Source organism: Pseudomonas sp. R11-23-07, assembly GCF_003852295.1.
In the GTDB taxonomy this organism is placed as follows: Bacteria; Pseudomonadota; Gammaproteobacteria; order Pseudomonadales; family Pseudomonadaceae; genus Aquipseudomonas.
In genome coordinates this window covers 4,236,961-4,259,667 of the sequence record NZ_CP027761.1, presented here as the reverse complement: position 1 = coordinate 4,259,667, position 22,707 = coordinate 4,236,961, and the positions used below count along the sequence as shown (strand labels likewise).

The 22,707-nt window shown below is 58.0% G+C and carries 21 protein-coding genes and 3 pseudogenes; 8 read left to right on the top strand and 16 right to left on the bottom strand.

Going from position 1 to position 22,707, the window contains the following annotated elements:
• Window positions 1-42 precede the first annotated feature (42 nt).
• Window positions 43-1,194, bottom strand: a complete 1,152-nt coding sequence (locus tag C4J84_RS19495; RefSeq protein ID WP_124415426.1) for a glycerophosphodiester phosphodiesterase family protein — start codon at window positions 1,192-1,194, stop codon at window positions 43-45.
• Between the two features lie 232 nt (window positions 1,195-1,426).
• Here C4J84_RS19495 and C4J84_RS19490 point away from each other — a divergent pair, with 232 nt between their 5' ends.
• Complete coding sequence (locus C4J84_RS19490; RefSeq protein ID WP_124371627.1) at window positions 1,427-1,750, top strand: DUF2025 family protein; 324 nt, start codon at window positions 1,427-1,429, stop codon at window positions 1,748-1,750.
• A 554-nt stretch (window positions 1,751-2,304) separates the two neighbouring features.
• Here C4J84_RS19490 and C4J84_RS19485 read toward each other — a convergent pair.
• Both C4J84_RS19485 and C4J84_RS19480 read right to left on the bottom strand, forming a co-directional pair.
• Window positions 2,305-2,628, bottom strand: a complete 324-nt coding sequence (locus C4J84_RS19485; RefSeq protein ID WP_124435974.1) for an antibiotic biosynthesis monooxygenase — start codon at window positions 2,626-2,628, stop codon at window positions 2,305-2,307.
• On the bottom strand, window positions 2,625-3,332 hold the full coding sequence (locus C4J84_RS19480; RefSeq protein WP_124435973.1) for a CTP synthase: 708 nt from the start codon (window positions 3,330-3,332) through the stop codon (window positions 2,625-2,627). Before C4J84_RS19480 ends, C4J84_RS19485 begins: the two co-directional genes overlap by 4 nt.
• A 79-nt stretch (window positions 3,333-3,411) precedes the next feature.
• Here C4J84_RS19480 and C4J84_RS19475 point away from each other — a divergent pair, with 79 nt between their 5' ends.
• Complete coding sequence (locus tag C4J84_RS19475) at window positions 3,412-4,296, top strand: LysR family transcriptional regulator (RefSeq protein WP_124435972.1); 885 nt, start codon at window positions 3,412-3,414, stop codon at window positions 4,294-4,296.
• On the opposite strand, the gene C4J84_RS19470 is transcribed toward C4J84_RS19475, so the two are convergent.
• From C4J84_RS19470 to C4J84_RS19460, 3 genes are all read right to left on the bottom strand, one after another.
• A complete protein-coding gene (locus C4J84_RS19470; RefSeq protein ID WP_124364073.1) occupies window positions 4,293-4,811 on the bottom strand; it encodes a DUF1003 domain-containing protein in 519 nt (172 codons plus the stop codon). The genes C4J84_RS19475 and C4J84_RS19470 overlap by 4 nt on opposite strands.
• A gap of 73 nt (window positions 4,812-4,884) precedes the next feature.
• A complete protein-coding gene (locus C4J84_RS19465; RefSeq protein WP_124436344.1) occupies window positions 4,885-6,204 on the bottom strand; it encodes a PAS domain-containing methyl-accepting chemotaxis protein in 1,320 nt (439 codons plus the stop codon).
• 209 nt (window positions 6,205-6,413) lie between these two features.
• Window positions 6,414-7,034, bottom strand: a complete 621-nt coding sequence (locus tag C4J84_RS19460) for a TetR/AcrR family transcriptional regulator (protein ID WP_124435971.1) — start codon at window positions 7,032-7,034, stop codon at window positions 6,414-6,416.
• Between the two features lie 121 nt (window positions 7,035-7,155).
• Here C4J84_RS19460 and C4J84_RS19455 point away from each other — a divergent pair, with 121 nt between their 5' ends.
• The 3 genes from C4J84_RS19455 (at window position 7,156) to C4J84_RS19445 (ending at window position 10,707) form a co-directional block, all read left to right on the top strand.
• Complete coding sequence (locus tag C4J84_RS19455) at window positions 7,156-8,214, top strand: MBL fold metallo-hydrolase (RefSeq protein WP_124435970.1); 1,059 nt, start codon at window positions 7,156-7,158, stop codon at window positions 8,212-8,214.
• Between the two features lie 105 nt (window positions 8,215-8,319).
• Entirely contained in the window at window positions 8,320-9,057 is a 738-nt protein-coding gene (locus C4J84_RS19450; protein ID WP_177412754.1) for a hypothetical protein, read from the top strand.
• A gap of 198 nt (window positions 9,058-9,255) precedes the next feature.
• Window positions 9,256-10,707, top strand: coding sequence for an amidase family protein (locus C4J84_RS19445; protein ID WP_124436342.1), 1,452 nt, complete (start codon window positions 9,256-9,258; stop codon window positions 10,705-10,707).
• Window positions 10,708-10,782: 75 nt separating this feature from the next.
• Here the strand turns inward: C4J84_RS19445 and C4J84_RS19440 are convergent, their stop codons facing one another.
• From C4J84_RS19440 to C4J84_RS19430, 3 genes and pseudogenes are all read right to left on the bottom strand, one after another.
• Entirely contained in the window at window positions 10,783-11,163 is a 381-nt protein-coding gene (locus C4J84_RS19440) for a helix-turn-helix transcriptional regulator (protein WP_124435969.1), read from the bottom strand.
• A 109-nt stretch (window positions 11,164-11,272) separates the two neighbouring features.
• Window positions 11,273-12,220 (bottom strand): hypothetical protein, encoded by a 948-nt coding sequence (locus C4J84_RS19435; RefSeq protein ID WP_124435968.1) that lies wholly within the window; start codon window positions 12,218-12,220, stop codon window positions 11,273-11,275.
• 54 nt (window positions 12,221-12,274) lie between these two features.
• Window positions 12,275-13,258: pseudogene (locus C4J84_RS19430) on the bottom strand (MFS transporter); the annotation flags it as partial.
• Between the two features lies 1 nt (window position 13,259).
• On the opposite strand from C4J84_RS19430, the pseudogene C4J84_RS19425 reads away from it, so the two are divergent.
• A pseudogene (locus C4J84_RS19425) lies at window positions 13,260-13,649 on the top strand (LysR substrate-binding domain-containing protein); the annotation flags it as partial.
• Between the two features lie 115 nt (window positions 13,650-13,764).
• Here the strand turns inward: C4J84_RS19425 and C4J84_RS19420 are convergent.
• The 6 genes and pseudogenes from C4J84_RS19420 to C4J84_RS19395 all read right to left on the bottom strand — a co-directional run bounded on the left by C4J84_RS19420 (window position 13,765) and on the right by C4J84_RS19395 (window position 18,805).
• Window positions 13,765-14,796, bottom strand: coding sequence for an acyltransferase (locus tag C4J84_RS19420; RefSeq protein ID WP_124371618.1), 1,032 nt, complete (start codon window positions 14,794-14,796; stop codon window positions 13,765-13,767).
• A gap of 80 nt (window positions 14,797-14,876) precedes the next feature.
• Window positions 14,877-15,617 (bottom strand): SGNH/GDSL hydrolase family protein, encoded by a 741-nt coding sequence (locus C4J84_RS19415; protein WP_164487785.1) that lies wholly within the window; start codon window positions 15,615-15,617, stop codon window positions 14,877-14,879.
• Between the two features lie 200 nt (window positions 15,618-15,817).
• On the bottom strand, window positions 15,818-16,465 hold the full coding sequence (locus C4J84_RS19410; protein ID WP_124371616.1) for an HAD-IB family hydrolase: 648 nt from the start codon (window positions 16,463-16,465) through the stop codon (window positions 15,818-15,820).
• A 72-nt stretch (window positions 16,466-16,537) separates the two neighbouring features.
• Window positions 16,538-16,741: pseudogene (locus tag C4J84_RS19405) on the bottom strand (HNH endonuclease); the annotation flags it as partial.
• A 60-nt stretch (window positions 16,742-16,801) separates the two neighbouring features.
• On the bottom strand, window positions 16,802-18,052 hold the full coding sequence (locus C4J84_RS19400) for a ribonucleotide-diphosphate reductase subunit beta (protein ID WP_124364060.1): 1,251 nt from the start codon (window positions 18,050-18,052) through the stop codon (window positions 16,802-16,804).
• A 483-nt stretch (window positions 18,053-18,535) separates the two neighbouring features.
• Complete coding sequence (locus tag C4J84_RS19395) at window positions 18,536-18,805, bottom strand: DUF2790 domain-containing protein (RefSeq protein ID WP_124435967.1); 270 nt, start codon at window positions 18,803-18,805, stop codon at window positions 18,536-18,538.
• A 398-nt stretch (window positions 18,806-19,203) separates the two neighbouring features.
• Between C4J84_RS19395 and acs the strand changes: the two genes are divergently transcribed.
• On the top strand, window positions 19,204-21,159 hold the full coding sequence (gene acs / locus C4J84_RS19390) for an acetate--CoA ligase (RefSeq protein ID WP_124435966.1): 1,956 nt from the start codon (window positions 19,204-19,206) through the stop codon (window positions 21,157-21,159).
• A 385-nt stretch (window positions 21,160-21,544) separates the two neighbouring features.
• On the opposite strand, the gene C4J84_RS19385 is transcribed toward acs, so the two are convergent.
• Window positions 21,545-21,802, bottom strand: coding sequence for a hypothetical protein (locus C4J84_RS19385; RefSeq protein ID WP_124364057.1), 258 nt, complete (start codon window positions 21,800-21,802; stop codon window positions 21,545-21,547).
• A gap of 42 nt (window positions 21,803-21,844) precedes the next feature.
• Between C4J84_RS19385 and C4J84_RS19380 the strand changes: the two genes are divergently transcribed.
• Window positions 21,845-22,630 (top strand): ABC transporter substrate-binding protein, encoded by a 786-nt coding sequence (locus C4J84_RS19380; protein WP_124368067.1) that lies wholly within the window; start codon window positions 21,845-21,847, stop codon window positions 22,628-22,630.
• Window positions 22,631-22,707: the final 77 nt, after the last annotated feature.

Genomic DNA, 22,707 nt, shown 5'->3' with positions numbered 1-22,707 from the left:
CGCAACTTAACTCATGCTTAATGGCTGACTGCCACAAACGCCTCAGTACTTATGGTCGTTCAGCAGGTCCTGCACGCTGGACGACGGCCAGCGCTTGTAGAACTTCAGCAGTTCGGCAGCGCGGTTGGTAAAGATGCCATCGACGCCGGCCTTCATCACCTTGTCGAAATCAACCGGTTCATCCACGGTGTACACATGCACCAGCAGGCCCTTGTCGTGGGTCAGTTGGTTCATTTCAGGCTTGACCAGGTCGGTGTAGCTTTGGTCGCCGTGGTCGGTCAGCTCCGCCGAAGGGCCAGTGCCGATGGCGCCGAGGCTCTTGGCTTGGTCGACCCATTTTTCGAACTCGGCCGCATCCTTGGGTTCCTGCTTGGCGTAATAGGCAGCTTTGGTCGGTTCGCCGGACTCGGCAAAGGGCACTTTGGATTTCGGTTCGATGCTGCCTTCACCGACCCACAACAGCAGGATCTTCGGCGTGTTGGGCATTTCTTTCTGCAGTTCTTTCAGGCTGGCCACCTCGAAGGTTTGCAGCACCACGCGGCCCTTGCCTTGGCCGACACCGGTGTTGCTCTTGCCCAGCTTGGAGCCGGCGGAACTCAACCAGCCCTTGTCCAGCAGCTTGTTTTTCAGGTCGGCTTCGATGCCCGGAAATTGCTTGGGCTCCTTGGTCTCGATGTACAGGCCGGGTTTGTGTTGCGGATTGCCTTCGGCGATTTTGATGATGTCATCCAGGCTCTGGATTTTCAGGCCGACGAAACCAGGGCGTGCGCGGTCCGGGTAGGCGGCGTTGAACCAGCTGCCGGCGTCGAGGGTTTGCAGCTCTTTCCAGGTGAATTCGTTGGCCGGCGCGTCTTTGCGCTCGGGGAACTTGGTCGCCACGTCGGTGGTGCGTTGCAGGTTGTTGTCGTGCAGGGCGAACAATACGCCGTCCTTGCTGCGCTGCAGGTCCAGCTCCAGATAGTCGGCGCCCAGGTCGCGCGCGACCTTGTAAGCGGCGGCGGTGGACTCGGGGGCGTCATAGGAAGCGCCACGGTGGGCGATCACGGCAGGGTAGGGAATGCCTTCGTTTGTCGCCAATTCAGCCGGGCTGATGGGGTCGGCAGCCTGTGCAGGGCCAAGGCCGAGCATCAGCGCCAGCAGCAAGGCACTCCCTAGCGTGGCGGGTACCGGGCCGTTGGTTAACGTTACAGGCATATGCGAAGTCCTTTCGTGAAGGTAACTTTGAGAAGGTGTCCTTTTTAACAATTGATTGCGAAAGGCGCTATCACCAAACCGACATTAACGTGCGCGCAGGCCAATTTTGTCGGTTTTTTTGTGATGCATTGCAGTACCCTTAACCGAAGCTGTCCCGTTAGAGGACGGTATTTTCTGCCACGCGTGTAAACCATCTTTCCAGTCCCAGTAGGACTTTTCAGTGAGGTTTACCATGCGCATCACTTCCGAACTTATCTGCCAGGCCGCCGACCAACTCCACGGTTTTGTCGGCCTGAACCGCAAGACGGGCCAGTACATCGTGCGTTTCAGCGAAGATGCCTTCGGCATGGACGTGGCCGATGACGGCATCATCCCCACAGCCGAGTTCGTCTGGGAACCGGCTGCCGACCACAGCATGATCCTGTCCCGCGCGCGCATTCAGTTGCTGCTCGCACAAAACATTGACGATCGCATCAACATCAGCGAACCGCTGCGGGTGTATATGCGCCGGGTTGAAATCCCGCAGATCAGTGCGTTGCGTAGTTTGGTCAGTTAAGCGCAGGCCATTTGCAGCGTAGGTATCTACACAACTTTGGCGTAGTCCTGAACCTGTGGCGGCTCGGGAGTCGACGCTTCTCTAACTGAGGCCCCGCGTTCCAAATGTGGGAGGGGGCTTGCTCCCGATGGCGGCCTGACAGCCGACCAGGATGCTGGATCAGGGCGAGTACATATCCGTTGCTGCGGTAACGGCTGCTATGGGTTCCGCCCTTACGGCGTCTCACTTTTGAAAAGCGCAAAAGTAAGCAAAACGCTCTTGCCCCACCACTCGGCACCTCGCTTAGGCTCGGTGTGCCCGTAATCCGACATTGATTTGGGGGGCCGCCGCCACGCGCCATCCATGGCGCGGGGCGGCTAAACCGGCATCCCTGCCGGTTTACCCCCCAAATCACTGTCGAATTCCGGCCAGCGTGGTTTAACGGGGCGCTTAAGATCAAGAGCAAGAGCAAGAGCAAGAGCAAGAGCAAGAGCAAGAGCGGCTCGCTTCGCATCGTGGTTACCGGAGGCTGCTACACACTTGTGTAGATACCTATGCATTTTGCAGACGCGCGATCATTCAGCGTGGAAGCTATAGGCCCGCTCCACCTTGCATACGCGGGTATGAAACGCGGTGTACCAGAGGGAGCGCCCTTGCTCGCGCACCTGCTGATGTTCGGCCTGCTGTTTCCAGGCCAGGATCGCCGCTTCGCTGCTCCAATAAGACACGGTAATCCCCAGGCCTTCTTCCCGCGCCGATTCCACGCCCAGAAATCCCGGCTGTTCATGCGCCAGTTCCAGCATGCGCGCGGCGGCCTGACCGTAGCCCTGGTCGCCAGCGGTGCGCAGTGAGCTGAAGATTACCGCGTAGTAGGGCGGCGCCGGTGTCTTGGCGATCATGCCGAGGCCTCCCGGCACGCCGTGAGCAGGGCAATCGCCAGCGGCGGTGTTATGCCTTTGAGGGCGGCGCGTTCGGGTTGGAACAGGGTGGCGACGAAAAAGGGGTGGTTCAGCAGCTCCACCGCTCGAAGGTCGTCTACAGCGTCGTGACCGCTGGCAATCATTGCTCCTTCAAGCAGTGCATGAGCGAACTCGGGGTTGATGCCGTAGCGGCATCGATAACCTTCATGGATGTCCAGGCTGCCATAGGCTTGCGCGATACGGGTGTAGGGCTCCAGGCGCACGGTGTCGTCGGCCTCCACCAGCGCACAACTCAACGGCGTGATGACGGCACGTTTAGCGCCCGGTACCAACTCGCCGTGTTCGGCATCCGCCCAGCCCAGCACGTTGCGGGCATATTCCAGCACCGCGTGCTGAAAACCACCGCAAGTGCCGAGGAAAGGCCGTCGCTGTTCGCGGGCGAACCGGATGGCTCGCAGTGCGCCTTCGGTGTCGCGGTACGGGCTGGCGGGCACGCACCAGAAACCGTCGAACCCATGCAGCGAGGCCGTGGCGGTGATGGTGTCGGTGTCGAGCCATTGCACCTTGACGCTCAGCTTCAAGACTTGGGCTGCTTGTTGCAGCGCCACGGGAATGGCCTGGTGCGCAATCACGTCAGGGTTGTAATCGCCGATCAGAGCGAGGTGCAGCGGGGCGTCTTTCATCGTGTGATCCCATGGCTTGTGGTGTCCTCAGGGGCACTATAGATTGGCGCTCACGCAATCAATATTGGCATTTGCCCACATGCTCAATGCAGCCGTGCACTATCAAGTCGACTATAATGATCTGTCGCTGGTCCTCGCCCTGGTTCGCGGCGGCACCCTGGCGCGGGCCGCCGGGCTGCTGCGGGTGGATGTGTCCACCGTGTTCCGGGCGGTGCGGCGCCTGGAAGCTGCTCTTGGCCAGACGTTGTTTGAAAAAAACCGTGCCGGTTATCTGCCCACCGAGTTGGCCACCCACTTGGCGCAACAGGCCGAGCGCGCAGAACTTGCTCTGGAGGCCGCGCGCATCGGTGTGGAGCAGGGCGGGGAAGCGATCAGCGGCACGGTGCGCCTGACCTGCACCGACGCTGTGCTGCAAGGTCTGCTGCTGCCGGCCCTGGCCAGGTTCATGGCGAATTATCCGGCGTTGATCCTGGAACTGAGCACCTCCAATGATTTCGCCAACCTCAGCCGCCGCGATGCCGATATCGCGCTGCGTCTGACCAGCAAGCCGCCGGAGCATCTTGTCGGACGTTGCCTGGGGACGGTGACGTATCAGGTGTGCGCCAGCGCCGACTATGCGCGTCGGCATGCAGGCCAGGAGCTGGCTGACCTGGCCTGGATCGCGCCGGACGACTTTTTACCTGACCATCCCACGGTGGCCTGGCGCCGTGAGCATCTGCCGGGCGTGCGTCCCGGTTATCGTTGCAACAGCATGCAGTCGGTGACCGAGTTGGTGCGCGCCGGGCTGGGGGTGGCGGCGCTGCCGGATTTTCTGATAGGCGATGGCTTGCAACCACTGGGCCCCGCACTGGCAGGGCATGACACTGCACTATGGCTGTTGACGCGCCCTGATTCCCGGGCGTTGCGTTCAGTGGTGACCCTGTTTGATGAGCTGGGGCGACATGTAAGCGGGTTGCGCAATTAGGTTTTGCGCACAAATTGCTCATGTATTTCGCACGTCAGGGTTTCGATACGTTCGGTCAGCTGTTTAGTCATTTCCGTCAGCCGCGTGTTCTGTTCCAGTAGTTCCAGCAACTGTTTGGTGGTTTGTGCGGCCTGGGCCTGGCGGGCGGTGTTGGCGGTGGCCAGGGCTTCGCGGTGTTGTGCGTCGGCGTCGGACTGGGCTTTGTCGCGTGCAGCCTGGCGCGTCTGGGCCAGCAGGATCAACGGCGCGGCGTAAGCGGATTGCAGGCTGAAGGCCAGGTTGAGCAGGATGAATGGGTATACATCGAAGTGGGTGATGCCGGTCGCGTTCAGCACCACCCACAGCACCACAATGGCGGTTTGCGCGCCGAGGAAGGTCGGTGTGCCAAAGAACCGCGCAAAGGCTTCGGCCTTGAGGGCAAAGGTATCGTTGCCGAAGGTTGGCGCCAGATGGGCGTGGTGTCGGTGGAAGCGCAAGGGGTCGACAGGGGTTGGGTCGGGTTTTTCTGAGGTCATGGCGGGCTCGAGTCGGTGGCGTGAGGCATCACGCACTATAGACCCAGCCCTCGGCCCGCACATGAAGAAGCCGTCAGCGGTTGCCCCGCTCGTTGGCAAACGCGCTCACCGCCTGTACCGCCTCGCTGGTGCCTTCACGGATCTGCAGGATCACCGTACCGGCCTGGTTGGCCAGTTCCACGCCCTGGGCCGCACGGTCGCGGGTGGCGTCCATGCTGTCGATGGCCTGGCGGGTTTCGTCCTGGATCATGGCGATCATGCCGGAAATTTCCGCCGTGGAGCCGCTGGTACGTGCCGCCAATTGGCGTACTTCATCGGCCACCACGGCAAAGCCGCGGCCTTGCTCGCCCGCGCGGGCCGCTTCGATGGCGGCGTTGAGGGCCAGCAGGTTGGTCTGGTCGGCGATGCCGCGAATGGTGTTGACGATGGTAGTGATCTGTTGCGACCGCTCGCCCAGCTTGGCGATCAGTTGCGAAGAGGCGTCGATATCAACGGCGATGTCGCGCATGCCGGTGGCGGTTTTCTGAATCACCTCGGCGCCTTTTTCGGCCATGTCCTGGGTGTTCAGCGACAGGTGATAGGCCTGCGCAGCACTCTGCGCGTCGGCCGCATGCTGTTGCACACGGGCCGTAACGTCCGAAGCGAACTTCACCACTTTGCACAGGCGCCCGCTGGCGTCGTACACCGGGTTGTAGTTGGCCTCCAGCCACAGCGTATTGCCGTGTTTGTCCACCCGCTCGAACTGGCCGCTGAACAGTTCACCCTGGTTCAGGCGCTTCCAGAACTCGCTATAGGCTGGACTGCTGGCCAGCGCCGGGGTGCAGAACAGGCGGTGATGCTTGCCCTGGATCTGCGCCAGGCTGTAACCCATGCGCTGCAGGAAGTTGGCATTGGCGGTGATGATGGTGCCATCGAGGTTGAATTCGATCATCGCCATGGCGCGGTCGATGGCTTGCAGCTTGGCATTGGCTTCACTTTCGGCTTGCATGCGGGGGGTGACGTCCATGGCGTACTTCACCACTTTGACCACGCGACCGGCTTCATCGCGTACCGGGTTGTAGCTGGCTTCCAGCCACACCGATGCGCCGTTGGCGCCTACCCGTTCAAAGGTGCCGGACTGGAATTGGCCGTTGCGCAGATGTGTCCACAGCTGGTTGTAGTCGGCGCTGCGCGCGAACGCCGGTGTGCAGAACATCCGGTGGGGCTGGCCCAGGATCTGGTCGGCGCGGTAGCCCAGGGTCTTGAAGAAATTGTCATTGGCGCGCAGCACGGTGCCCTGCACATCGAATTCGATAACCGCCATCGAGCGCTCGATCGCGTCCAGCAGGCTGGCCTGTTGCGCAGTGGTGTGTTGCAAGGCGGTGATGGTTTTTTTGTAAGCGTTGAATAGCATGATCGGAAGCTCGAGCAGGCATGCGTATGAGGGATCCATGTAAATGCGCCTGACCCCGTAGGGCACCTGGGCCTCACGGTTGACTTGCTCATTGCCAGCTCCTTGTGCTGACAGAGGGGGGGAACAACGGGTTCAGAGTGATCGGCCTGCCAGGAAGTTCGCCTTCGGGGCGGCACATTTCTAGCGAGGCGACCAATGGCGGCATTGTGCTACTGCGGCGGACTGACCTCATAGCCTGCAAGGAACAGATCAATCGCCGATTCGATCACATGAGCCTGGGACGTTGCGTCGAGGGTGGGTTGGCCAAGGGTGATCTGCGGCCAGAACGCAAATGCTTTGAGCAGGCTTTGTATCTGGTGAGCTGCGAACGCCGGGTCTTTGCAACTCAGGCGGCCGTCTTCCCGGGCGGCGCGAACCCACTGGGTAAAGCCTTCTTCGCGCTCGCTCAAGCGGTTGACCATGTCTTGGGCGCGTTCAGGCGAATGAATGGTGGCCGCGATGGCCACGCGTGCCAGGTCGAGGAAGTTGGCATCCGCCATCATCTTCATTTTCGCTTCCAGCAACCCGCGCAGTTGATTGCGCAGTGGTTGGTCGCGGCTGTACGCCACATCCAGTTGCGCGGCGCTGCTGGCCCACAATTGATGCAGTATTTCGGCGAACAGCTCTTCTTTACTGGGGAAGTGGTTGTAGACCGTGCGCTTGGAAACTCCGGCCGTGGCGGCGATCCTGTCCATGCTGGTGACCTCGAAGCCATTCTCGCGAAATTCGGCGATGGCCGCCGCCACGATGGCTTCGCGTTTACGGTCGGTGAGGCGTTGGGAGGCAGTCATGGAGGAGGTTCGGCTCAAAAATGAAATTACACTCGGCAGTTTACTTGCTTCGGGTTTTGTTGCAATGTAGAAACTACACTGTGCAGTGTAATTTATGAGCGGACGCAGGAGTCACTCTGTAATGGCTACGATTTCAACCCGTCTTGACCCGACACCCACTGCGCTCAGGCCTGCCGAGCGCGACCAGGGGCATTTCACTAACGACGCGCCGGTGCCCCACGGTGGCTTTGGCAAGACCTTGCGTATTTTTTGGAACATGTTGTTTAACAAGCCGCGCACCACAAGGCCTGTGGGCAACATCCCGGTACAACCCCTGACCCGCGAGCACTTGGTGGCAGCCCCTGATCACAGCGTGTTCCGCCTGGGCCATTCAACCGTGTTGTTGAAAATGCGCGGTAAATTCTGGATCACCGACCCCGTGTTCGCCGAACGCGCCTCACCGTTCAGTTGGGCCGGCCCCAAGCGCTTTCACCAACCCCCGATCAGCCTGGAGGAGTTGCCGCCGTTGGAAGCGGTGATCCTTTCCCACAATCACTACGACCACCTCGACCGCACGGCTGTGATCCAATTGGCCGCCAAGACGCGGTACTTTCTTGCGCCCTTAGGCGTGGGAGACACCTTGGTCAAATGGGGGGTGGACGCCGCCAAGGTGCGGCAACTGGATTGGTGGCAGGGCACCGAGGTCGATGGCATTCGTTTTGTTGCCACGCCGGCGCAGCATTTTTCCGGGCGTGGCCTGTTTGACGGCAACCAGACCCTGTGGTGTTCCTGGGTGATGATCGATGACGCGCGGCGGATCTTTTTCAGCGGCGACACGGGTTATTTCGACGGCTTCAAGCGGATCGGCGAGCAATACGGACCGTTTGACCTGACCCTGATGGAAACCGGCGCCTATAACGTCGACTGGCCTCATGTGCATATGCAGCCGGAGCAAACGTTACAGGCGCATATCGACCTCAGGGGCCGCTGGTTGCTACCGATTCACAACGGCACCTTCGACTTGGCGTTTCACGCCTGGCACGAGCCGTTCGACCGCATCATGGCGCTGGCCTGGGAGCGCAATGTGTCGATTACTACGCCGGCGATGGGGCAAGCGTTCCGGCTCAACCAGCCCGAACGAGGGCATGCGTGGTGGTTGGAGGTAGAGACTCAGGACGTGAAAGAACAGGCTGCGGGTTAGCTAAAGAGCCTGTGAAAAAGGTGTTTTTCAGGGTGTTTCGACTCTGCGACAAACGTCAGAAGAGTGCGATGATCCGTCGGAAAGTTAATTTCTAGGGGCGTTGCAATGAACGAGGACTGCAAGAAACTCTGGCGACTGGGCATGCCGTGCTTCTCAGCATCGTCGCTCGCCGTATCAGGCGAGCATGCCGATCCTGGTGCTTCAACCGTCACCCAGGCGCGAACCGATAACACCAGCACCGGTGCTATTGTTTTCGGTGCCGGACGTGCTGAGGGGACGGTACTCATACCCGGCTACAACGCCTTGCCTCCGATGATCAAACCCACGCGAGACCCCGCGTTATCACTGGTTGCCCTCAGTGGTGTCGACCCCACTGGGCCGGTGATGGTTGAAGTGCCCCTGGTGCAAAACAACAGCGCTTTTACTGCCTCCCCTGTGCTGGCGGGGTGGCGCATCGGCTATGCCATCCGCTATGTACGCGGTGGGCATGTTGAACCCACGGACCAGCGTGCAACCTTGCACCGTGCCTTCGTTATCCTCGGCCAAGCGGGTGTGCAATTAGTCGCAGTGGACGCGCAGCGTACGGACGACCCTCTCGAATCCGGTACGGCCATCGATGCGCTCGTGGCCAGCCATCGTTTGGATGCCCTGGTGTCAGACGCTCAGAGTGCGGCGTTTCATGCAGCGCGCAGAAGTGGATACCCCAGCGCCTGTCAGGCGCTGGAGGATGGCACCCAACTCTGGTTTTACGGGGCCCGCTGGGCGGCTGATCGCGTGCAGGTCCTGCTGCAAACTTACCGCCAGCTGCTATCAACTGTCGCGCCTACGACGGGTACGGAATGATCATACCGGGCAGCAGGATTCGCCTGGATAGCGACGCCGGAACAGCCTCTTAGACTCGTGTTGGGTTATCGGCCGATAGCTCTCTTTCAGTCAATTAGGGGTATTTCCATGATCGGACCAGTTTCGGCAGGTGGGTGGGCGACAGGCCTGTTGCAAGCGCTTTCAAATCTGCCGCAGGGCTTCAAGGGCGCCTGTCAAATGTCTGTGGAGATGGCCTGCCGCGGCGGGGTCACCTCAGAATCGCTGGTGAAAGACACGTTCCGGCAAATTGCCAATATTGATCATGGGCTGCAGGGCGGTAACGCGTTCATAGAAACCAACCCGGATGCGCTCCAGCAAGCCAGGGCGCTGGACCTTGAACGGGAAAAAGGCCAGGTGCGCGGGTATTTGCACGGCGTTCCGATCGCGCTCAAGGATGTATTCGAAACCAAGGACCGGATGCAGACAAGCGCCGGTTCCAAAGCTCTGGTGGGCAAGGCCGCCACTCAAAATGCCAAGGTCGTGGACAACTTGCTGAAGGCCGGCGTGGTGGTTGTAGGTAAAACCAACATGAGCGAACTGTCTAACTTCCGTTCTGAATCACCGGTGGATGGCTGGAGCTCCCGAGGCGGCCAGACGCTGAACCCGCATCGCCTGGGCGGGGCGGTAGCGGGTTCGAGCTCAGGTTCTGCCGTAGCGGTTGCCCAGGGGCATGTGCCGCTGGCGTTAGGGGTGGAAACCAACGGATCGATCACTACTCCCGCGGCCTACAACGGCGTTTTTGGCTTGAAAACCTCCGTGGGCTTGCTGAGTACCGAGGGTGTCGTGACCAGTTCACGCATGGATACGATTGGCACGTTCACGCGCAATGTCTGCGATGCGGCAGAAGCGCTCAACGCCATGACCCAGACCACGCTTTACACCGAGGGACTGCGCTCCGATGCCTTGAAAGGCAAGCGAATTGGCTACACGCCTGTGCCTGAATTGTCCGTAGAGGAGGCCAAAGACCCCGCGAAGCGGGCGGACCGTAAGCATTTCGCGGATGCGCTTGAGGTGTTGAAGTCTCAAGGTGCGATCCTGGTGCCCGTGGGAACGCTGGAGGATGGCGTCGCTGAGCAAACCTACGCCGATTACAACGAAGCATTATTTTCAGACGTCAAGCACCAACTGGAAGAGTATCTCGCCGGGCGCGAGGGTTTGCCTGTCAAATCGCTTTCGGAGCTGATTGCTTTCAATAAGCGTCACCAGCAGCCCGGTGAGCCCGACCAGAAAGTGTTGGAGCTTATCAATGGCCTGGCGAGCACTCAGGACCAGCGCGATAAGCTGTGGGCGGCCGTCATTCCGGTTTTCCAGAAAACCATCGATGATCCGATGAAAAAGCACAGGCTCGATGCGATGGTGTCGAACTTCCTCTCAAACAACTATTTTTTCAGCGCTGCGGCAGGTTACCCGGGAATGTCCATTCCGTCCGGCCTTGATGATGAGGGGATGCCAACGGCGCTTTACCTTTACGGGTCGGCTAACAACGATGCCACAGTGCTGTTGGCGGCCTATGTTTATGAGCAAGCCACACGGGCGATTAAACAGCCGGCATTCCGCCCTGGCGCTCCCTTTACGCCAGCACCCGTAATGGCAGATAACGCGGTTGAGGAGCCTGCAGGCAACGTCTGAATATGATTCAGCTTCTGCGTGAAAGCAGCATGAAAGCGGGCTAATCCATCGCGTTGCCGCTGATCAGACTGGACTCTACGCACCATTCGGTTGGGGAGTGGGTGACTCATTTGCTGCAGCGGGTGAGCCCAGCAACCGAGAGAGGAGGCCTGGCGCCGCCGGTTCGGCCGATATGCTGTCGAACCGGCGTTTACTCATCCCCCACCCCGGTGCGAACCCCGGGAAAAACACCAGCCCTTGCGCTTCCAGGCAAAATGCCAGGGCCAATCGAGTGTCATCATCCACGTCGCCGTGGCTTTCCAATTGTTGAATGGCTTGCACCGCCACGCCAGCCTCGCGGGCCAGCTCTTCGCGGCTCCAGCCCAACATGATGCGCGCCTGGGCGCAGTGTTTGGCGGTGAATTGATGAAGGACGATCTGCTGTTCTACGTAAGAGCTCATTGCCAGAGAGGACATGGGGATTTCTCCAGGTTCGACAGGGGAGGCACAACTATACTGTGTTTTTATACAGTTGTTTGTACCGCTCATCAACTCAGGGCAATGGGTGGTGTTTTTCAGTGTGCGTTTACTCCATCCCCGGCGCCTCCCGGATGATCAGATGATCCAGGTTTTCAATATTCGCGCTGAATACCCCGAACGTCTGTTCGGGGTTCTTCTGGCTCGGTACCTGCTTGAGCTGCGGCGTCACGCCATAGAAAAAGCAATACAACGGTCGTTCGCTGCCCGCCGCAGCCTTGATCTGCGCCAGGAATGCCGTGCGCTTGCGGTAGCTATCGAGCAGTTTCTTGCTCAGGTAGACGTTGACGGAGTAGGGCTTCTTGTCGAGCCATACCTTCTTTTCGAAATCGATGCGAACACTGTTGGTGTAGTCCTTGATGGCTTTGATCTTGCCCCAATAGATCAGGCCCTGGTTGTCTTGCAGGTATTCGATTTTCTTGAAAAACGTCCAGTACGTCGCCGTGTGCTCGCCGATTTTCAACGGCATTGATTTGAGCTTGTCCTTGTCGTCGATATTCGACACGTAGCATTCCACCGGGTAGGCGAATACGCTGGTTTTATCCGGGGTGGTGTCGTTGTTGGCGTGGGGTGTGGAGACACGATTCGCGGGGGCTTTCGTCGGATGTTGCAAGGCGATGTTCTCGGCGCTTGGCAGGGGGCTTTTACGTGTGTATTGACGCCGTGTGAGCACAAACTCCGACGGGAAATTTTCCTCGCGCTCGTCATCGCTTTCACCGGTTGCGCTCTTATGGGTGCTGGCGTAGCGGCAACCGTCGATATGCCGGGTGCTGGTCTTGTTCTTGAAATGCGGCGTGCGCTGGTAGGTGACGTTTTTTGCGTTGAAGGTGCTCAGCGTATTGCCCGTATCAAACGCCGCACGGCACACATCGTTGGGGCAGAGAAAGCGCTCCTTGTCGGAATCGAAATCGGCGGTTTCGTCGAAATTCAGGTCTCGTACGTCATAGATTGACAGTTTGTCATCGAGACTCAGGCTGTAGGCCGTGTCGAATTTCATGGGGCTCGGGTCCGTTAGAGATTTGGCTATTAATAGCGAGAACCTGCGCAAATATCAGCAAGAACGTGCATCCCGTCGCCCACTCAGGAAGCACAGTGTTCCCCCGGCTGCGGTCAATGCCGCCAGCACATAAAACATGCTGGCCGGCGGCGCATTGATCAGCAGGTACCCGCAAATCACCGGGCTCATCGCCCCGCCAAATGCCGCTAGGTTCTGCGCCCCGTAGTAACTGCCGCGCAATGCATCGGGGGCGATGGTATCGATAAACAGGAACTCCGCAGGGTAGATGATCATCTCGCCCAAGGTGAACACGAACATCGCCAGGCACCAGCCGGCCAGACTGTCCGCCAGGCTGAACCCCGTCAGCCCGAGGATAAACAGCACAGTACCCAGCACGATCCAGTGGCGTAACTGCTCTCGCTTGAGAAAGCGGCCGATCTGGTACTGCAGCACAATCACGGTGATGGCATTGCAGGCCAGCACTGCGGAGAGGATTTTCAATGCGGCTGCGGGCTTGTAGGCCACCAGCAAGAACTGCGACAGATACAGGGTGTAGCGCCCGTGGACAATGGTGCTCAACAAGCTGCCGCTGGTGAACAGGATCAGCGTGCGGTCGCCGCGCAGGGTCTGCAACGTGCTGAAAAAACTTTGCGGTTTATGGCTGGCGTCCCGTGCGGTCGGCGCAATGCCGATCATCAGGAACAGGCTGCCAAAGGCAATGGCACTGGCGATCAAAAACGGTGCCCAGGGCAGTTGCCCGGCGATCACCACGCCAAGCATGGGGCCGGTGGCGTAGCCGACATTGGTCAGCGTGTAGCGCAGGGAAAACACTTTGGCGCGCTCGCTCACCGGCAGATTTTCGCTGATGATCGCCTTGGAACCGATCAAGAACAGCGCCGAGGCTGCTTCAGTGATCACCAGGGTCAGGGTGGTGAGGTAGAGGTTGCTGGCAAACGTCAGTAACAGAAAACCTATGGAGCTGGAAAGCATGGCCAGGATCAGCAGCTTGCGCTTTTCCAGGCGGTCGATGATGTAGCCAGAAAGAGCCCACGCCTACTGCGCCGTAGGACACCCGCTTTTCGCCATGAGCGACATCACGCCCGAGGTGCTGCGCCAATACGAAGTGGTCAACCATCGCTACGCGATCCACCGCGACAAGCCCAACTTCGTCCACTACGACAGCCAGTCCGCGTCGGCTTCCCAAGTCGAAGCCGTCGCCATCCTGATCCTCACCGGCCGCTTCTTAGGCTTCCTGCCGGAGCACTACGCCGCGCCATTGGTAAGGGAAGGGCGCCTGCGCACGTTGTGCCCGGAGCAGGTTCACCTGAACGCCGCGTTCAACCTGATCCTGCGCCACAATGCGCCAAGAAGCCCGATGGTAAAGGCCTTCGCTACTGCGCTGGGCGTAGACCTGAAAGCCCCAATCTAAGCCCACCACCATTCAAATGTGAGAGCTGTCGAGCTTCGGCAAGGCTGCGAAGGGGTCGACTCGGTTTCCGGCTGCGTGCTTATATCTGCATCGATGGGTTATTCAGACCGCAATCTCATATGAAGTTACGGGCGGGCTTGTAAAGCCGCATGAGGTATATAGGCAAGAATGAAATAACAAACACAGACAGTGATAGTGCAGGGATCACCCACCCCATTGATTCACCATCTATGATAGGCCCGTAGACCAAGCTAAATCTATTCATTACAAATATGTGCACGCAGTAGATGCCCAGCGTGCAGCCGGAAAGCATGGAAATAGGCTTCGCGTATTTGTTTAAGTGTGAGCCAGCGGCCACTAATATATTGAAGGCTGAAAAAGCTGAGATGAACACAAGCGGCGATAGATAAGAGTAAAACAGTTGGTTTGGCGTTCCTTCTGAAAGGCTCAGCACATAGGTCAATATGGCTGTTGCAATACTGCTTGCTAAAAACGCGGCACAATTCACAGGTATAGAAATATTGACATCCTGGCGTAACACCCGCTCGAACGCATAAGCGCCAACGAATACGTAGCCAATCAACCCTGAGAACCATTGCAACGTGTAAACCGAATCCAAACCGGAGAGCTCAGGTATGAAGTACGACAGCAGGGGCATCAGACCTGCAATCAACAGCCATATCAATATATATGATTTCTTCTCGGTATCAGAACATTTAGCATATATCTTGGCAATAAAAGGAATCGCTACGTATATACCAACGATTGCATAAAGATACCAAAGGTGGAAATAAACGGGACCTTTCAGAGCGGCAATTATAGAATCAATCACGCTACCGTAACCAATGCCCATGTGGCCTTTCCAAGCAGCGTAGAATACACTCCAGAACAGCAGTGGCGGAAATATTCTGATAAATCTTTTTTTATAGAATTCCAGGGCAGGCTGTTCTTTTCTAACAAGAAGCGCACCTGAAATCATTAGAAATAGTGGAACGCAGGATCTAACTAAAGAATCGAACGCGTTAGAGTATTTCCAGTTGTCGTCAAAAACCATGATACTAGTGGCAGAAACATGGAGAACGACAACCATGAAGCAAGCCACTATTCTTGTAAAATCAAGCCCGACGCTCGAATCCTTCAGCAACATAGTCAACTTCCTGGTTACGAATCTTCTTATAGTTGTATGAGCGCCCGCTTCAGGCAGGCGTTCTACCACACCTTAGTCTCTCAGGGCTGGACAGCTTTGTAGAGACGGAACAGTCTTGCAGCGTACATCGCGTGCCCCAAATCATTAGGGTGCCAGCGAACCCCGTCAGACCCTCCCCATCCATGTGCCTCGGGAATCTGCGCTAGATCCCGGACGGAGAGATATTCAAGCGATTCCTGAATCGCGACGTTGTACATCTCTCGGTCTACAGCTGCAGCGCCGGGGTCAGAATACTCACCCTTTTCATTCAAAGGAACGAGAGCCCAAGGGCCAACGGCGATCACCTTTGGCTTGGTACTCATGGCTCGCGCAGTTCTGATAAGGGTTGCGTACTGTCGGTGGAAAAGTAACGGGTTGGCCAGCGCGTCGTCATGTTCGCCAAGCTGAACCACTACAAGATCTGGCTTGGTATCGGCAACCTGATCCATAGCCGCCATACGACTTGGCACAGAACCGCCGCTACCATAGGTGTGAAAGCAAGCAACTACTTTCTGCTTTCGCTCTTTTGATATTTTTGAGACCAGAAGACTTACAAAATCAGTCTTGGGTGAGGATGCAGCCATTCCAGAAACATGCGTCCAGTTCAAATCTTTTATCGTTCCAGGATTCACCGCGTGACGGGTAATACTGTCGCCAATAAACAAAATGCGATAGGTGTCCTTAACTGCCTTTGGACAATAGACAGATTCGTCCAACTGACTTTTATCGGCAAGCGCCGATGAGGACATTAACAAGGCCAGTACTAAAAATAATCCGCGCATTAAACTCTCCATTTTCAATGCGCGAATTGTACACCCCTAGCCCAGATGACCTCCATCACTTAGGTGACACCTGCACTGGCGTAACCGAAGAAGATCACAAGGCCCTGCTGGGGCACAAAAACGGCAGCATCACCAACCATTACTCGGGCGCTGAGCTCGGGCATCTGATCGAAGCTGCCAACATGGCCCAATGACCCACATCACCGCTGCAACCGAGCCCGCCTTTTCTTCTTCGCATGAAAATGCCGAAAATGCGCGTCCTGCGCCGCCGCCAGCAACTCCCGATCCCCGCGCGTATCACCCCAGGCCCTAAGCCGATACTCCCCCAGGTCCCCATACACCGCCTCAAGTCGCAGCACCTTGTTCTCACAGCGGCAGTTATTCCCGGTGAGCTTGCCGGTCAACACCCCGTCTACCACCTCAAGCTCAGTCCCGATCAAGCGGATCCCCAGGCGATCGGCAAACGGCTGCAACACCAGCGCCGGCGACGCCGAACACAACGTCACCACCGCCCCCGAGCCCAACTCCTGCTCCACCGACAACACGCCCGCCGGGCGCATCAACCGCGCCCAATTGCGCTGGCAATACTCCTCGGCCTTCTGCTGCACCCACACCTTCTCCACCCCGGTCATAAAGGTGCGAATCAACTGCGCCTTCAACTCATCCCGGCTGATCTGCCGCACCAAAAAACGCAGCCCCGGCACCGCCAGCTTCACCATCCGGCCGTAAAACGCGCCAGTGCCAAAGGCAAACTTGAGGAAGGGCACGAAACTGTCGTGGTGGGTGAGGGTGCCGTCGAAGTCAAAGACGGAAAGTACTTTGGCGTCAGCGGGGCCGGCTTCGAGCATGTCTGGATTCACGGATTGGCCTCGGTCCTATCTAGTATTTTTTGAATGTGCATCAGGTGTGACAGCAGGAGTCTACTCCCGTGCCAATCTACCGATGTTGGCGTAAAGCCTTTCGGTGAACGCCTCCCGGTTACTCGACCGGTGACAACGCTGATGGCAATTGGGGCACAAGGCTACAGCATTGGTGATGCGATCCGAACCCTTCTGGGCGAGGTGCTTGACGTGATGTACTTCAAGAAATGGCTGGCCGGCGACCTCGAAGCTTCCTTCACAACCCATTAGGCATAAAAAAGCCCCGAACAAGTCAGGGCTCTTGGGTGTCGCTTGGCTTATGAATCAATCCCAGCTCAACGCCCCACCCGTCTGATACTCAATCACCCGAGTCTCAAAGAAATTCTTCTCTTTCTTCAAATCCATAATCTCGCTCATCCAAGGGAACGGATTCGTCGTCCCCGGATACTCTTCCTTCAACCCAATCTGCGACAACCGACGGTTAGCGATGAACTTCAGATAGTCCTCCATCATCGCCGCATTCATGCCGAGAACACCGCGCGGCATGGTATCCCGCGCATATTCGATCTCCAGCTGGGTCCCTTGCAGGATCATCTGGGTCGCTTCTTCCTTCATCTCGGCATCCCACAAATGCGGGTTTTCGATTTTGATCTGGTTGATCACATCAATCCCGAAGTTCAGGTGCATCGACTCATCGCGCAGGATGTACTGGAACTGCTCGGCCACGCCGGTCATTTTGTTGCGGCGGCCCATGGAGAGGATCTGGGTGAAGCCGCAATAGAAGAAGATGCCTTCCAGCACGCAGTAGTAGGCGACCAGGTTGCGCAGCAGTTCCTTGTCGGTGTCGACGGTGCCGGTTTCGAACTTCGGATCGGAGATCGAACGGGTGTATTTCAGGCCCCAGGCCGCTTTCTTGGCGACCGATGGAATCTCGTGGTACATGTTGAAGATCTCGCCTTCATCCATGGCCAGCGATTCGATGCAGTACTGGTAGGCGTGGGTGTGGATCGCTTCTTCGAAGGCCTGGCGCAGGATGTACTGGCGGCACTCCGGGTTGGTGATCAGGCGGTACACGGCCAGCACCAGGTTGTTGGCGACCAACGAATCCGCAGTAGAGAAGAAGCCGAGGTTGCGCATGACGATGCGGCGTTCGTCGTCGGTCAGGCCTTCGGGGTCTTTCCACAGGGCGATGTCGGCGGTCATGTTGACCTCTTGCGGCATCCAGTGATTGGCGCAGCCGTCGAGGTATTTCTGCCAGGCCCAGTCGTACTTGAAGGGCACGAGTTGGTTGAGGTCGGCGCGGCAGTTGATCATGCGTTTTTCGTCAACGGCGACGCGGGCAGAGGCGCCTTCGAGTTCGGCGAGGCCTTCGGCGACGTCGAGTTTGTCCAGGGCGGCCTTGGCGCGCACGATGGCGGCGGAGTCATTGGCGGTGACGGCGCGGGCTTCGATGGCGGCGGCGGCGCCGGCACCGTCGAGGCGGTCCATGTTGGCTTCGGTGGCGTGGCCGGCGTTGGCGCCTTTGGTGGCTACTTCGCCTTCTTCTTCTTTATCGAATTCGTCCCAGCTCAGCATGACGTGTCGTCTCCTGCGTGAGGGCTCAAAGGTGCCCGTGTGAAACCGGATGGTTGGGTGTTCACACGGCCCCAGGGCCGCGGTGGATCTTAAGGAATCGTTTGTTGCAGCAGCTAGCGCAGGCATTAAACGCAATTGGGTTACGGGTTCTGCATGAGGCTTGAGGTGCGGAGCGGCGGGGGCTTGCTCCAGCGGAGGCCTCAGGTCTGGCTCTTCATCCCTGTGTAAAGGGATATTGCAGGCCCGATTTACCCGCGCATTATAGGGAAAAATTCGGGTTTGTGTTGTGGCGGATTGTCCCGGTGAGCGGACAAAAAGGCTGCTATTTGGGCCAGGGCGAGGGTTTGCAGGGGGTTGGCGGGGTAGGAAGTTTTTGACGGGCGGTGGGATGTTTTTTTGTGGAGGGGAGGGCGGTGGATTAAGGACCGGCTCTTTGCCGCAAGAACGATTTCTTGCGGCGAACAAGAATCCACTAACCAATAATCAACCGTTAGAGCAACCATTACCCATTACATGATAATTAAGAATATGACGCTGACCTTGGGAATCTTCATATTCCATCTTCGCCGGTACAACTTCGCATACTTCCGGGATGTTGCTCATGGAGACTACTTTAGCGACGTCCAAGTGGGTGCTGTAGGTATAGTCCTCAACAATCGGGGCGTTCTGGCCAGCCAGCTCGGTCGGGGCTTCGTCGGCCAGGGCGGCGGTGGCGCACAGGGTGCTGAGGGCTAAAACTAATAACGCTTTCATTTCTCTATTTACCTTCTTCAGGGCGAAAGGGGTCACGGGGCCCTTGTGAGGCCGCGTGTGTAACTTGAGAGTTGGGAAGTTCGGATTAACGTTGCCTTCGTGGGGGCTGTTGCGGTGTTAATCTCGGTGTCGTGTTGACGGGGTTGATTCTAGGCCTGCGGCTTATATTCATATACCCGTGGTTTTGATAAACACTTTTGGCAGTTTTTGTAACAATCCCCTGATGAAGGTTTTTTCAGAAGCCCGCGAAGCGCCACGGGGCGCGGGCCAGAGCGGCACATGGGCATAGCTGGGTAATTTGTAGGGTCTTGTTACTACCATCGTCGAATGGTTCTATAGGCCCACCCCGGCTACAACAGGGGCCATACAACAACAACTATGTCACCGAGGTAAGAAAGATGAGTGCGGCTTCCCTGTACCCCGTTCGCCCCGAAGTAGCAGCCAACACGCTGACCGACGAGGCGACCTACAAGGCGATGTACCAGCAATCGGTGGTCAATCCCGATGGTTTCTGGCGCGAGCAAGCCAAGCGTCTTGACTGGATCAAGCCTTTCACCACGGTGAAGCAGACGTCGTTCGACGATCACCATGTCGACATCAAGTGGTTCGCCGATGGCACCCTGAACGTTTCCTACAACTGCCTGGACCGTCACCTCGCCGAGCGCGGCGACCAGATCGCGATCATCTGGGAGGGCGATGACCCTGCCGAGAGCCGCAATATCACGTACCGCGAGCTGCATGAACAAGTCTGCAAGTTCGCCAACGCCCTGCGCGGCCAGGATGTGCATCGCGGCGACGTGGTGACTATCTATATGCCGATGATCCCCGAAGCCGTGGTCGCCATGCTGGCCTGTACCCGCATCGGTGCGATTCATTCCGTGGTGTTCGGCGGTTTCTCGCCGGAAGCCCTGGCCGGTCGCATCATCGACTGTAAGTCGAAGGTGGTGATTACAGCCGATGAAGGCATTCGCGCCGGTAAGAAGATTCCGCTGAAGGCCAACGTCGATGACGCGCTGACCAACCCGGAAACCAGCAGCATCCAGAAGGTCATCGTGTGCAAGCGCACCAATGGCACAATCAAGTGGAACCAGCATCGCGACATCTGGTACGAAGACCTGATGAAAGTGGCGGGCACTGTGTGTGCGCCCAAAGAGATGGGCGCCGAAGAAGCGCTGTTCATCCTCTACACCTCCGGTTCCACCGGCAAGCCCAAGGGCGTGCAACACACCACCGGCGGTTACCTGCTGTATGCAGCCCTGACCCATGAGCGCGTGTTCGACTACCGCCCTGGCGAAATCTACTGGTGCACCGCCGACGTGGGCTGGGTCACCGGCCACACCTATATTGTCTACGGCCCGCTGGCGAATGGCGCGACCACCTTGCTGTTCGAAGGTGTGCCGAACTATCCGGACATCACCCGGGTGGCGAAGATCGTCGACAAGCACAAGGTCAATATCCTCTACACTGCACCCACCGCGATCCGCGCCATGATGGCATCGGGCACCGCCGCCGTTGAAGGCGCCGATGGCAGCAGCCTGCGCCTGTTGGGCTCGGTAGGCGAGCCGATCAACCCGGAAGCCTGGGACTGGTACTACAAGAATGTCGGCCAATCCCGTTGCCCGATTGTCGACACCTGGTGGCAGACCGAAACCGGCGGCAACATGATGAGCCCGCTGCCGGGCGCCCATGCGCTCAAGCCGGGTTCAGCGGCGCGGCCGTTCTTCGGTGTGGTGCCGGCGTTGGTGGACAACCTCGGCAACCTGATCGAAGGCGCTGCCGAAGGCAACCTGGTGATCCTCGATTCGTGGCCGGGCCAGGCGCGTACGCTGTTTGGCGACCATGACCGTTTTGTGGACACTTACTTCAAGACCTTCCGCGGCATGTACTTCACCGGCGACGGTGCGCGGCGCGACGAGGACGGCTACTACTGGATCACCGGGCGTGTGGACGACGTGTTGAACGTGTCCGGCCACCGCATGGGCACGGCCGAGATCGAAAGCGCCATGGTGGCACACCCGAAAGTCGCGGAAGCGGCGGTGGTCGGCGTGCCGCATGACATCAAGGGGCAGGGCATTTATGTCTATGTCACTTTGATCGGTGGCGAAGAGCCGACCGAACAATTGCGCCTGGAGCTGAAAAACTGGGTGCGCAAGGAAATCGGCCCGATTGCCTCACCGGACGTGATCCAGTGGGCGCCAGGCTTGCCGAAGACGCGTTCGGGGAAAATCATGCGGCGGATTCTGCGCAAGATTGCCACGGCTGAGTATGAGGGGTTGGGGGATATCTCCACCCTGGCCGACCCAGGGGTGGTGGCGCATTTGATCGAGACGCACAAGACCATGAACGTCGCGTAAGGCGGAGTGGGTGGGAAAGAGCCCCATTCGGCGTAGGCCGGGTGGGGCTTTTTAATACGCTCTCGAGACCACTGAAGCTCTATTGTGGGAGGGGGCTTGCTCCCGATAGCGTTGGGTCAGTTGATACAGCTGTCACTGACCTGCCGCTATCGGGAGCAAGCCCCCTCCCACATTTGGATTGCATTTCAAGGCCTGTACAGCTGCTGCCTGCATAGCCAGCTGACAAATAAATATCGGTTTTCACAGTAGGACGTTTCTGAATGTTACCGGTTAACGCAAATGTGTAACCCCGCGCCCAGGCATGAGGCAAACGGCTACGCTCGCGCCCAGGAAAACCGCGTTTTAGACACCCTTTGAAATAAGATTAAACGCCACACTTGCCGTGCTAGAAGGGTTTGCGAATAATAGGCCCGCAATTTGCAGCATCAGCTGGTTTAATATCTTTTGTCTCTGCATAAAATTCAGAGGCTGTCAATGAGTTGGAACCGCTTTCTCGGTGCTTCTGTAAATTGTTGTCGCATTGAGGAAATATCGGCTTCCAGCCTGTCGTTAGAATGCCGATCACTCGCTCGTCGTCGCTGGCACGCACTGGCGCAGGACGCTGCACCGCTTTCGGTTTCACCTTCGCCGCATCGTGGGCCATGGCTCATACTGCTGTTTTGCCCTATACCGATGGAGTCCCAAGATGAAGAAACTCGTGCTGTTGGGCGCCCTGGCGCTGTCCGTGCTGTCCATGCAGGCTTTCGCTGAAGGCAAACCGCTGAAAATTGGTATCGAAGCCGCTTACCCTCCGTTTGCCTCGAAGGCGCCGGATGGCAGCATCGTCGGTTTTGATTACGACATCGGCAACGCCCTGTGCAAGCAGATGGACGTGAAGTGCACGTGGGTCGAGCAGGAATTCGACGGTCTGATCCCGGCGCTGAAAGTGCGCAAGATCGACGCGATCCTGTCATCCATGTCCATTACTGAAGACCGCAAGAAATCCGTGGACTTCACCACCCGCTACTACCTCACCCCAGCTCGCCTGGTGATGAAGGAAGGCACTGCCGTCAGCGACAGCCTGGATGAATTGAAAGGCAAGAAGATCGGCGTGCAGCGTGGTTCGATCCATGACCGTTTCGCCAAGGAAGTCCTGGCACCCAAGGGCGCGACCATCGTTCCTTACGGCACCCAGAACGAAATCTACCTGGACGTGCAAGCCGGTCGCCTCGACGGCACCGTGGCCGACGCCACCCTGCTGCAGGACGGTTTCCTGAAAACCGACGCCGGCAAAGGCTACGCGTTCACAGGTCCCGCGTTCACCGACGTCAAATACTTCGGCGACGGCGTAGGCATCGCGGTTCGCAAAGGCGACAAGGAAAACCTGGAGCGCATCAACGCCGCTATTGCCGCGATCCGCGCCAACGGCGAATACAAGAAGATCCAGGACAAGTACTTCGACTTCGATATTTACGGCGCTGATGCCCAGTAAATAATCGCAGCTGTCTGTCCGAAATGGCGCAAGCAACAGAACACTCTGACGTTTGCGCCATTTTTTCATCCCCCTTT